We start from the raw sequence: 12,222 nt of genomic DNA, 5'->3' as shown, positions 1-12,222 counted from the left end.
GCCCATGTAGAGTAACCTGTATGGTCTCTAACCTCCGTACAGTTACCGTAGTCGTACATGGAAGACGTCAGCTCATTAGCCCAAGAGCTTAAAGCTCATCTCCCCTGGCATCAAGCCCGGATTATATTTCTTGCCCAGTTCATACTTGCTCTCATAAGGGCACGCTCCTGCAACCTTTGCCGTGTGGCAGAAGAGTTCCAGAGCAAAGCGCTGGAAGACTCCAGCTATCGGCGCATAAAACGATTTTTTTCAGGCTACACATATTGCTATGAGCAGCTCGGACGGTTGATTTTACATTGGCTGAGTCTCACCACCTACACACTCTGCATGGATAGAACTAACTGGAAATTTGGCTCTCATCACGTCAACTATCTGGTGGTTTCAATTGCCTGGCAGGGTGCTGCCATTCCTATCGCCTGGGTATGTCTGGATAAGTCAGGCGGCAACTCTAATACCGCCGAGCGCATAGCCATCATGAAGAGAGTGCTGGCGTTGATCCCGGCAGACAAGATTGATGAACTGCTCGCCGACCGGGAGTTTGTTGGCCGTGATTGGTTTAAGTGGCTGGATGAGCAAGGCATTATCTGTCGGCTTCGAATAAAGGAAGACACTCCTGTTCTTGGTAGCTGTGGTAAAGACATTAATGCCAAACAACTATTCAGGAATGTAAAACTCAATCAGACAGAAACTTGGTTCACCAAGCGTAAAGTATCTGGTGTCTGTTTATATATCGCTGCCAGACGCACGATAAAAGGTCTTTTGATTGTAGTGGCAACGAAGAAACCTGAAACTATGATCGAAGACTATTATAAGCGCTGGTCTATTGAGACTCTGTTTGGCTGCCTTAAAAGCAGGGGATTTGACCTTGAATCGACTCATATGACTGAGCTTGACCGTATGGATAAGCTGATGGGGGTTCTTGCACTGGCATTTGCCTGGTGTCTGATAGCAGGGCATTGGAAATACGGGGAAGCGGAAGGGCTGCCTCTCAATAAGCACTGGCGACCAGCCAAAAGCCTGTTCCGACTGGGGTTGGATATGCTCCGAAGAGTTTTGAAGAATGGATGTTCAAAAAGTGATCAGATTGATTTTCAGATTTTACTTAAAGTTTTGTCCCGTACATAGGGCAAAAACTTTATCTTCTAGAATTGGAGCATCATTGATAGGCAATACATTAAAGGTTAATTGCTGGATAGTACTTTCCTTGGCACCATCACTAACCTGAAATTTAAAACTTGAATAATCTTTTCCGTATTCATCTTGAGCAGGCTGATAGGTCAGATCCGATAAATCCCGAACAAGAATTTGCTGCCCCGGAAGTACATCAATATCATTCAATTTTAAACGACCTAGATCAGGAATAGAAATAATCGTAAGTTCTCAATAACTGCTGGTTAACCCACACGAAAAGTCGCTGGATGCTTGTTCTATCAGGTCGGGCAACCAGGGAAAACTGCCACTGCCCATGATTCGATCTTTCAGATAATGCCAAAACGATAAACCGTACAACCGGCAAGTTTTTTTCAGGCTGGCAAACGTATCCCGGCACTTTCTTCCCGCTTTGCTTTTTGTGCCGCCGCTGATTTTTCGTCGTTTCACGTATTCCCGTATTTGGCTTTCGCTCAGGTTGTTATGGAGCGGAAGGCTTGGAGCATCGAGTACCTGTAGCAATTCCTTCTCTATAACGACCAGCCCTGACAGTGCGTCCTGTAAATCAGGAAAGTCTACCTGGGTATTAGTCAGGGCCTTGAAATCGCGACGTATGTTTTGAGCTTTACTTTTATCGGGGCTGGCCTTGAAGACTTTTAAATCGTTGTAGATAGCCCAGAACCATGTACGACACCAGTACTGTGCACTGGCTTGCTGCTCATTGACCGGGTGGACTTTAGCCAATCCCCGCTCCGCATGAACCCAGCATTGAGCATGGTTGAATACGTTGAACTGCTGAGCACCATCACTGAATGTGGTCAGGTGTCCCATACCATGAGCCATTAAGCTGCTGTAAATAAGCGCTTCTGCTGCTTGCTTGCGCCGGGTCTTTCCCGTTAGCCCATGGTCGTTAAGGGCTGCTTCCCAGGCTTCCCGGTTTAAAAACGTAACGCCCATGTATTGCCTGATGATGCTTAGCCACTTCTCCGGGTAATCAAATTTTTCCAGATAGTCCAAGGCGTCCTGCGTGACGGAATAAGTCTTCCAGGGGCGATGCAAGAGGCTCAGGAAGTTTTCCCTACTCTTACTGCCTGTGCTCTCAAACCAGGCAAATAGCTCATTGTTGATAATGGTACAGTAGCCATTTTGTCCTTTATGCCTAGCTCCGGTGTCATCGGTCTGGATGTAGCGGGAGCATTTGAACCCTGTTGCCAGCAAAGCGTCTTTTTCTTCATGAAAGTCAGTATGACCTTCAGTGAGTAGCCGATGAAGTTCTCCCGCGGACATTGAGATTCCTATATCCCACAACCAGTCCAACAGCTGCGGCTGAGTCACCGAGCAACCGTGATGCTGGTACAACAAATAGGACTGGAGTTGTGGTCCATAGTGATGTCCATGCAGGCTTTCGGGAGGTTTTGCTGTGATGGTTTGTCCGTCGGGCGTCTGCCATTGCTCCAAATGATACTCGACCGTGAACGCCTGAATAGTCAGCTCTTGTACAGAAAAAGAGCTAAATCCGTTTGGTGTCGAACCAGACGGGACATCAGATACTTCTACGGTGATGATTTTTTCTGTTGCTGGCTTATCAGGCTGTTGGCGATTTTTTCGTGTTCGTTCGCCAGGCTTCTCAACCTTACGTTTCCCTGAATTATCAGGCGGTTCGTTGTCATCACCGGGACCATTATCACCCTTTTTACCATCATCTTTTGGTTTTGTATTGGGTCTGATATCAGGCTTTGGCGGCAGTTTTTTAAGACGACGAATCTGCGCTTGCAGTGCCTCAACAAGCGCTTGAAGCTTCGCTATCTGCTCTTGCTGCTGAGTAATCTGCCCTTGCTGCTGAGCAACAAGATTCAGTAATCTCGCAGGTGAGTACACTTGCTCTTGATTGATTGGGGGTTGCATGAGGGAAGGATAGATGTATATCAGAATTTTGCAGCTATCCAGCAGTTATTGAGAACTTACAAATAATCGTTATTGACTGTATTGTTGATGTTGATGAAAACTGCACACCATCAAAACTAAAATTTAAATCTTCAGTGATTGTTAAAAACAAATCTTTGACCTGAGGAGGAAGATGTTCTACTACTCTTTGGTCAACTTCATTGAATGTTTTTTGGTTTGATTTTAGATTCAAAAAATCATTTTCAATTTCAGCGCTCTTATCCGTACTGGAATCCACACGCTCGGCTTGAACCAGGCGATCAATAATAGCCTCTCTAGCAAACGTATCTTCAACGGGTTTTATCTGATCAGCAGTATCGCCATCATCAGTTTCTGGAGCTAATACCTGCTCTGGCTGAATGATTTGCTCTTGGGGTTGATCATAATCACTGGCAGGAACATCCTCTACTTGATCTTCATCTGAACTCCCCAGGGCTGGTGAATTCAAGAGATCTACGTGCATGGTAACTTGCTGGCTGTCAGGCAAATTTAAAAGCTGGTCATTAATCAGCTCAATAATCACACTTGATGTTGAGTCATTAATAACTCTTTCATTAAGATACAGCGGGTCACCGATATCAGCAATTCTAACAATGCCATTCTCATCAACCACCATAACAACGGCATTTGCCTTAGAAATATATCCAATTATCGTTTTATCATATGAAGAATCCATAAACTTCCTTGCCTAAAAAAGGACTTTAATCCTCCAAGCAGACTTTTCGTTATTCTGAATAATTTTTTAACACAACCTTTAAATGCATAGTTTATAAAACAACTAACAAAATGAAGATGCACTTATTATTGAGTCTAGCCGTTAATGAAAAAATCAAAAAAAACTGATAAAAAATACTTATCATAAAATGAATCATAGAATCAAAAAAACAACTATCAGTTGTGCTATAATAGTCTGTGCCTGACGATGGCTGCATTAAAGCAAAAACCATCAGGCACCATCACCCACTATCCTAATCAAGCTGGCTCAACTACCCTGGCGTATTTCAAAATATGCTGATAAAGGTCTTCATACGCCTCCCAGATATGTGCACCAAATAAAGGGTCAGGATGTGCTCTTATTTCTTCTTCTACAGACAACAAGTCCTCACCTGTAAGATAGGTCTGCATGGCTGGAATCATATAATTCTGTTCAGCCCTCATATGGCTTCTCTGCAGCTTGCTATATAGCTGATATTCTGACAATAGCAAATTAATTGGTATAACCTGATCGAAAGAAATACGGTTAAAGCTTTCCAAAAGCTTACCGCTTAAGTCTCGAATCTGTTTATGCTGTTCTTCAATCAGTTCAAAGTTTACTCTATGTTCCACTTCCTTTAGCTTAGGTCTGAGGCGAGCCATTAGCCTTGACTCAAGAGGATGGTGAAATACATCACAATAGTTATAAAGGTAATCCAAGGCATCTTGGATAATTGGCAACTTGGGCGAGTAATCAGCTCCTTCCCGATAACCAGCTACTTCATAATCCAGGCAGTCGAGCAGGCGGGCAATGTGCTCGTGATCCTGAATAATTCGCTCGATCAGTCTTGACATAATGCCCCTCCATTGTCGTTTCTTTATTATAAAAGCAGCTGGCGTAAACCCCTACTTTTTCATTCTGAAGAGCAATGTATAACAAGGTGTTGATTCAGGTCAACTAACGTCTGCCTAAATAACTATAGAGCGTATAGCCAAATCAGTATAGCGATAGGCATCAAGACACCCCAAATAGTCTGCCAATTAATAGTAGTTTTTTTCATCTCATCTATTTTAATTTCACACTTTTTTGAATTTTTCCAATCCAGGCAACAATAATATCAGCTATTCCCGCATGATGAACGTCGATGATCGTTGGTATTGACAATAAGGCAGCAAAAATAATGAAGCCGATCAAAACTGAGCCGCCAATTAACAAAGCGGAGCTTTAAAGAAAAAATGTCACCCCTGAACGTAGCTACGATATGGCCGGTTATGATGTATCGAATGGAATCACCCTTTTCTCTTCAATACCATGAGTTACTGTGTAAAAAAGCCCCTCCCACGTTTTTATCAGCCAATGCAAAAAATAGCCCTGTATCCATTTCCATAATGCTATACGGACTCCTTTTGAGCGGGTTCTTAAAGCTTCCTGAAACTGGGGACAGCACAGTTCCTGTATTTGATCTACGAGAAAAGCAAGCATCGTCAGATAGGCCAGATTTGTGGCTAAGTGCTTCTCACCGTGACCGTAGTTATGTTCGAGATCGTAGCCTTGATTTTTCAGGGTGTTAAACGTCTGGTTCTCAATATGCCATCGGCAGCGCCCTCCTTTCATGACGGGTTCTATGGTTTCTTCGTTAAGCGGAATATCAGTCACCCAGCACCAGATATGCTGTTTACCTTTTTTATCGGTTTCGACAAAATCAAGCACATTAACCTGTTCTGCATATTTTGCCTTGTTCAGCCTGACGTCATTGGCATAGCGAAACCACCACTTAATTCCAGTCTCTTCATTAACTTTTTCAGCACGGTGAACTTTTCCTTCTTTATCCAGCTCATCCATCGCTTCAACCAGCGAGGCATGGTTGCCATCTTTCGCGACAATGATGTAATGCCAGCCATAACTCTTAATCAGTTGGACAGTGGGGTTGTCAGCATAAAGACTGTCCAGAAGAATAACGAACTTTAGACGTGGGTGATGCTCTCGTATGGTGGCAAACAACCGTTTAATGGCATTTTTTTCACAGTCATTTTTGGTCGAACCGTCCTGGCAAACTATGGCTTCCGGTGCCAATGGCAAGACTGTTTTTTGATCCGGGTGAGCAATGCATGCTGCCATTAACTGGTGGTAGTGAGCTTCGTTGGCCTTTCCCTTATTTTTAGTACAGCACTCCTGACAAGGTTTTTTATTATTGCAGGAGTAAAATAGCCCAGTTCCATCGATCGGGAGCAAGTAGTGATTTTTCAAGTTCCCGCAGTGAAATTCGAATGCCTTCAGTAATCCGCCCCTTTGGACGTTAGACAGCAATGTCTTAAAAGGCTTTTTGAACTCTACGGGATCTATTGGATCCAGGATTTCCCGCATACTGGTATCACAGGGAGCACGTTTTTTTATCTGATACAGGTGCTCAAGGTTATGCCTTACTTCTTGCTCTGTTTTATCACGCTCAAACGAGAGGAGCGATGGGTACTTGAGATGCATCATGGCAAAAGCGGACATGGAGGCATCATGTATTGTTATTTTTCTGGAATCCTTGTTTGGTCGGACATCTGGAATTTGCTCATAACTTTCAGAAATCGTAGTAATTAAACTGTTTGCACAAAGATGCTTACGACTTTTTTGGAATGGATAAGCCATGAGAGACAGCCATTGATAAAGTATCCCTATCAAAAGTAGACGTTATTTTGTGCGAAATCACTCCATTTGGAATTTACTGTAAGCCTTGCTGTTGCAGTGATTTAATTGATGTCACGGGAATAGCTGCAATAATATGCGCCAACCGTATTATAGGAAAAGCTATTGACTAACTTTGTTTTTTCAAAATAGCTCTTTTATCCGGTAACAAAGCATCCCGGCAGCCAATAGCATCGACCTGAAATACTTTCCTCCAGGAAAAGTAATATGACCAATTCTGTTAAAAACGTTAAACCGTTCAGCATTACCAGAAATGGCTTCAGCAATAACCCTTCCAGCCATATGTGTTACATTGACACCATGCCCTGAATAGGCTTGTGCATAATAAACATTAGGTTCCACTCTGCCAATTTGAGGCATTCGATTAGCCCCTATACCCAGCATACCTCCCCACTGGTATTCAATACGATAATTTACAAGCTCTGGAAATACTCTAAGCATCTTTGGCTGTAATACCTTGGCAATGTTTTCTGGGTCTCGCCCGGAGTAGTTGCATACTCCCCCAAACAAAAGTCGCTTATCCTCAGACAGACGGAAATAATCCAGGGCAATACTCATATCTGCTACAGCCATATCTTTAGGCAGCAGTTTTTTATAGATAGATTCCGGCAAAGGTTCTGTGGCAATAATATAACTCCCGGCAGGCAGCACTTTTCCTGCTATCCGAGGTTCCAATTCACCAAGATAGGCGTTACCACACAGAACCAACTGATCAGCAACAACTTCACCATCAGAAGTTTCAACCTTGATTGATTCACCGTAATGAATTTTTTGAACCTGGGAGCCTTCGAAGATATAAACCCCCAGTGCCTCTGCAATCTTTGCCTCGCTAATACAAAGATTTAATGGATGAAGATGACCACTCCCCATATCCACCAAGCCACCAATATAGCGCCTTGAACCAACAACACTGGCAACCTGCCCTGATCCAATAAGTTGTAACTTTTCACTGTAACCCTGGTTTTGTAAAGAGCGAGCTTCCTGTTCTAATACCTTCATATGACGAGGTTTAATGGCTGCATCAAAATAGCCCATTTTCAAGTCACACTGAATATCATGCCGGGTAACTCTATCACGAACAATCTGGACAGCTTCAATCCCCATGTTAGCTATAGCATCAATACCCTCCTGACCAATTTCATTGCGAAACTGCTCTATACCATGACCAATACCCCGAATTAACTGACCTCCATTGCGGCCCGATGCTCCCCAGCCTATTCTATGGCCTTCCAGCAATACCACCTTGTAGCCTTTTTCTGCCAGTTCTAATGCTGTCGCAACACCAGAAAAACCTCCACCAACAACACAAACGTCAGCAGTCATATGTTGATTCAGTGTAGGAAAATTCACACTGGAATTAACAGTTGCTGCATAATAAGTGGCCACATGTTCCAAACAGCTTCGAGCTTTCTTCCACATAGCCATTGTTTATTGCCCTATTGTTATTCAAGGGAAATCCAGGTCGCTTTTAGCTCAGAGTATTTATCAAAGGTATGCATGGATTTATCTCGCCCATTGCCGGATTGTTTGTAGCCACCAAAAGGTACTGTCATATCACCCCCAAAATAATTATTTATCCATACTGAACCGGCACGAAGGCGACGGGAAAGACGATGAGCCCTGGATAAATCACGAGTCCATAATGCAGCCGCCAGGCCATAGACAGAATCATTAGCTACAGTTACAGCCTCCTCTTCCGTTTTGAATCGAATCACAGAGAGCACAGGCCCAAAAATTTCTTCCCGGGCAATGGTCATAGTATTGGATACATCATTAAAGATGGTTGGCTCTATATAAAAACCACCCATGTCTTTCATTATTCGCTGCCCGCCAACCGTCAATTTCGCTCCCTCAGACTGACCTTTCTCGATATAGCCAAGAACTCTCTTTAGCTGAATTTCATCAACAATAGCGCCTGCAACTGCATTTGGATCCAAAGGATGGCCTGGCTGCCAATTACTCACTTCTTCAACAACACACTGTAGAAAATCATCATAAATACAGTCTTCCACTAACAGTCTTGAACCTGCTACACAAACTTCTCCTTGATTACAAAAAATGGCCATCGCCGCAATCTTCGCCGCTTTTTTCAGATCAGGAGCATCGGCAAACACAATATTAGGCGTCTTCCCACCGGCCTCTATCCAAACCCGCTTCATATTGGATTCACCGGCATAAACCATTAGCTGTCTTGCTGTAGTGGTAGATCCGGTAAAAACCAGGGTATCAACATCAGGGTGAAGGGCCAGGGCTTTCCCCGCGGTATGTCCATAACCGGGCAACACCTGTAGCACACCATCTGGCAGGCCTGCTTTCTTTGCCAGTTCAGCGATACGAATAGCTGTTAACGGTGATTTTTCTGAGGGCTTTAAAACAACACTATTACCCACCGCAAGGGCTGGCCCTAACTTCCAGGCCGCCATACAAAGGGGATAATTCCAGGGAACAATAGCAGCCACCACCCCCACAGGCTCTCGGGTGATCAGTCCCAAGGTATTATCTGCTGTGGGTGCCACCTCGTCATAAAGCTTATCCACTGCTTCAGCACACCAGCGAATACAGTTAATGGCATCGGGAAGATCATCAGTAAAACTGTCTGTAATAGGCTTGCCCATATCCAGGGTTTCGAGCAGTGCCAGTTCCTCCTGGTGAGCACTGATTTCATCGGCAAAAGCCTGTAGTACTTTTTTCCTGTCAACAGGAGAGAGGCGAGACCACACCCCGGACTCAAATGTCCTGCGAGCCCCCAGAACCGCTTTGTCCACATCGGTCTGTAAGCAGCTGGTAACTGAGGTCAGAACCTTACCATCAATAGGAGAAACACAATCAAATGTGTCCCCACTGGCTGAATCCACATAGTGACCATCAATAAACGCCTTGCCATTAAAATTCAGGTTTCGGGCTTTCTCTTCCCAAAAATCCCTGTTTTTAATATCAGTCATACTGCCTCCACTTATTATTGAACCAATAGGATTCACTATTACTGGCTCTATTGAAATCTACCAACCCGGTTTTATTACCTAATCAGCTTCTGAATCAGTAGAAATAGCCTTAAAGATACAAGGTGCTCAAGGGATGTTACAAAAAAGATGCACGAGTTCACTGGACTGGTGATATTCTGGCAATGTTTCCACCCTTAATTTTAAAAAAAGCATCCATATTGATGGGCTAATAGGTAAACTGGCAAACGTCATAAAAAGCCAAGGATCACAACAATAATAAGTAAGGGATTAAGCAAATGCCATTAAACAAGACTCATTTTATTGCCGGGAAATTCACTGAACCCAGTGACCATGGCCAGCCGATCCATAATCCAGCCACCGGAGAAATCTCTGCCAACGTCTCCCTTGCCAGTAAAAATGAAACTGAAGCAGCCATCACCGCAGCTCAAAAAGCCTTTACAGAATGGAAGCAAGTCACCCCGCTTAACCGGGCACGGATTCTGTTCAAGTTTAAAGAACGGGTTGAACAACACCGAAATGAACTGGCAGAACTGATCACCTGCGAACACGGTAAAGTGCTGGACGATGCCAGGGGCGAAATAACCCGGGGGCTTGAAGTGGTAGAGTTTGCCTGTGGTATCCCTCACCTGCTGAAAGGGGAATATACTGAAAACGTAGGCACTGATGTGGATGCCTGGTCTATAAAACAGCCTTTGGGAGTTGTTGCTGGCATTACCCCCTTTAACTTTCCAGCCATGGTACCCATGTGGATGTTTCCCCTTGCCCTGGCTTGTGGTAACACATTTGTTCTTAAACCTTCTGAAAAAGATCCCTCTGTACCGTTACGCCTGGCAGAGCTAATGCACGAGGCTGGATTACCGGACGGCGCTTTCAATGTTATCAATGGTGATAAAGAAGCCGTTGATACCCTATTGACCCATCAGGATATTCAGGCGGTCAGCTTTGTGGGTTCTACGCCCATTGCAGAGTATATCTACCAAACAGCATCCCATGCAGGGAAGCGGGTTCAGGCACTAGGCGGAGCCAAGAATCATATGGTTATCATGCCCGACGCCGACCTTGACCAAGCGGTAAATGCCTTAGTGGGAGCAGGTTATGGTTCTGCAGGCGAACGCTGTATGGCCATTTCAGTAGCAGTGGCCGTTGGAGATATCGCTGATAAACTGGTGGAAAAGCTTGCGCCCAGAGTTCGGGAACTGAGAATCGGAAATGGCATGGAACCCGGCGTAGAAATGGGTCCTTTAATTAGCAAAGCCCATCGCAGCAAAGTTAAGGATCATATTGATTCCGGCGTTGCCCAGGGAGCTTCACTGATTGTTGATGGTCGAAATCTAAAGATAACAGGGCATGAAGAAGGCTATTTTTTAGGTGGATGCCTATTTGATAATGTCACCACTGATATGGGCATTTACAAAGAAGAAATTTTTGGACCGGTACTCAGTGTTGTCCGCGTTCCTGACTACAAGACGGCAGTCGATATCATCAATGCCCATGAGTATGGCAATGGCACAGCCATATTTACCCGGGATGGAGACAGTGCCCGACAGTTTGCGCACGATATTCAAATAGGCATGGTTGGCATTAATGTTCCCATCCCTGTACCCATGGCATTCCATAGTTTCGGGGGCTGGAAACGCTCACTGTTTGGTCCTCTGCATATGCATGGTGAGGATGGTGTTCGGTTTTATACCCGCAAAAAAGCGATCACCTCACGCTGGCCTACAGGAATTCGCGGAGATACGGAGTTTGTTATTCCCACAATGAAATAACATCAGTAAGAGGCTTCTATCTGTAGAAGCCTTGAGTTAAAACACGACACTATTCCAAAAAAGCGGTAACAGATGATCGAAAAAGCTAAAGTAATAGTTCAAACTGCCAGTTTTGAATCTATTGTTAATACCCATTATGAAATTTTTAGAAACAGAACTGATTGATTCCTTATCCCAAGTAAGCAAACTGGCCACAGAGTCAGGGGCATTAGAAACAGCTCCCACCCTGATCCAGCCTATTAATGAGCAAGGTATTCCATTTCAGGTCCGTGTACTGAATGGATTCCGAAAAAAAAAGAAAGGGTATTCAATTTCCAAAAATCCATTTCTACCCTATGAAAAAAGCCTGTATGTTAAACACCTGAACAGTGGCCATGTCATTCTGTTAAATAAATACAACCTGGTTCCCAACCATTTTCTTATTGTCACACCGGTATTCGAATCCCAGGAGTCATTATTAACTCTGAATGAGTTTACCGCTCTGGCAGATATCCACAGCCAGCTGGACCTACTGTCTTTTTATAATAGCGGCAGACAGGCTGGAGCCAGCCAGCCCCACAGGCATTTACAGGCGCTCCCTCTGGATAAGCTACCCATTGATGGCATTATGGCCTCAATACCCTCTTACCAACCCGAACAGCTGCTACAGTTACCTTTTAAACACTTGGCATGCAAACTTGATTTAAAAAGCGATGATGCCGGTTATCTCTTCTCGCTCTACCAACAAATGTTATCAACGTTGAGCTTGATCACCTCTGGACAGGAAAACCCTGCCCCCTACAATCTGTTGATGACCCGGCAATGGATGCTGGTCGTACCACGAAGTGAGGGTCGTCCCGATGGTGTTGCTATTAATGCGCTGGGTTATGCCGGATTCATGCTGGCCAAAAATCAGCAGCAGTTCAATCATATAAAAACAGCAGGTATACTCAATTTATTGACTAAAGCCAGCCGTTAAGTGCATCTTAAGTGGCAGCGCCTCATTCCCTGATAAAAGAAGGCTAAAACG

The 12,222-nt window shown here is 44.3% G+C and carries 10 protein-coding genes; 3 read left to right on the top strand and 7 right to left on the bottom strand.

Going from position 1 to position 12,222, the window contains the following annotated elements; genetic code table 11:
* The first annotated feature begins 57 nt into the window (after window positions 1-57).
* Window positions 58-1,125: an IS4 family transposase gene (locus MJ595_RS10950; RefSeq protein WP_263079463.1), complete on the top strand. Its 1,068-nt coding sequence runs from the start codon at window positions 58-60 to the stop codon at window positions 1,123-1,125.
* On the opposite strand, the gene MJ595_RS10945 is transcribed toward MJ595_RS10950, so the two are convergent.
* The 7 genes from MJ595_RS10945 to MJ595_RS10915 all read right to left on the bottom strand — a co-directional run bounded on the left by MJ595_RS10945 (window position 1,099) and on the right by MJ595_RS10915 (window position 9,423).
* Window positions 1,099-1,338, bottom strand: coding sequence for a cadherin-like domain-containing protein (locus tag MJ595_RS10945; protein WP_263322328.1), 240 nt, complete (start codon window positions 1,336-1,338; stop codon window positions 1,099-1,101). The genes MJ595_RS10950 and MJ595_RS10945 overlap by 27 nt on opposite strands.
* Before the next feature lie 42 nt (window positions 1,339-1,380).
* A complete protein-coding gene (locus MJ595_RS10940; RefSeq protein WP_263078486.1) occupies window positions 1,381-3,054 on the bottom strand; it encodes a transposase in 1,674 nt (557 codons plus the stop codon).
* A gap of 34 nt (window positions 3,055-3,088) precedes the next feature.
* A complete protein-coding gene (locus MJ595_RS10935; RefSeq protein ID WP_263322327.1) occupies window positions 3,089-3,769 on the bottom strand; it encodes a hypothetical protein in 681 nt (226 codons plus the stop codon).
* Window positions 3,770-4,065: 296 nt separating this feature from the next.
* On the bottom strand, window positions 4,066-4,641 hold the full coding sequence (locus MJ595_RS10930; protein ID WP_263322326.1) for a hemerythrin domain-containing protein: 576 nt from the start codon (window positions 4,639-4,641) through the stop codon (window positions 4,066-4,068).
* Between the two features lie 415 nt (window positions 4,642-5,056).
* On the bottom strand, window positions 5,057-6,424 hold the full coding sequence (locus tag MJ595_RS10925; protein WP_263078002.1) for a transposase: 1,368 nt from the start codon (window positions 6,422-6,424) through the stop codon (window positions 5,057-5,059).
* Between the two features lie 180 nt (window positions 6,425-6,604).
* Window positions 6,605-7,906, bottom strand: coding sequence for an FAD-binding oxidoreductase (locus tag MJ595_RS10920; RefSeq protein WP_263322325.1), 1,302 nt, complete (start codon window positions 7,904-7,906; stop codon window positions 6,605-6,607).
* A 17-nt stretch (window positions 7,907-7,923) separates the two neighbouring features.
* Complete coding sequence (locus MJ595_RS10915; protein ID WP_263322324.1) at window positions 7,924-9,423, bottom strand: aldehyde dehydrogenase; 1,500 nt, start codon at window positions 9,421-9,423, stop codon at window positions 7,924-7,926.
* A 296-nt stretch (window positions 9,424-9,719) separates the two neighbouring features.
* Here MJ595_RS10915 and MJ595_RS10910 point away from each other — a divergent pair, with 296 nt between their 5' ends.
* Window positions 9,720-11,213, top strand: a complete 1,494-nt coding sequence (locus MJ595_RS10910; protein WP_263322323.1) for a CoA-acylating methylmalonate-semialdehyde dehydrogenase — start codon at window positions 9,720-9,722, stop codon at window positions 11,211-11,213.
* Between the two features lie 136 nt (window positions 11,214-11,349).
* The gene (locus MJ595_RS10905; protein WP_263322322.1) at window positions 11,350-12,171 is read left to right on the top strand and encodes a DUF4922 domain-containing protein; all 822 of its coding nucleotides are present in this window, start codon (window positions 11,350-11,352) and stop codon (window positions 12,169-12,171) included.
* Window positions 12,172-12,222 lie beyond the last annotated feature (51 nt).

Source organism: Endozoicomonas sp. Mp262 (genome assembly GCF_025643335.1).
Classification (GTDB): Bacteria; Pseudomonadota; Gammaproteobacteria; order Pseudomonadales; family Endozoicomonadaceae; genus Endonucleibacter.
Note: the sequence above shows the minus strand (reverse complement) of the source record. Positions and strands in the feature narration are given on the sequence as shown.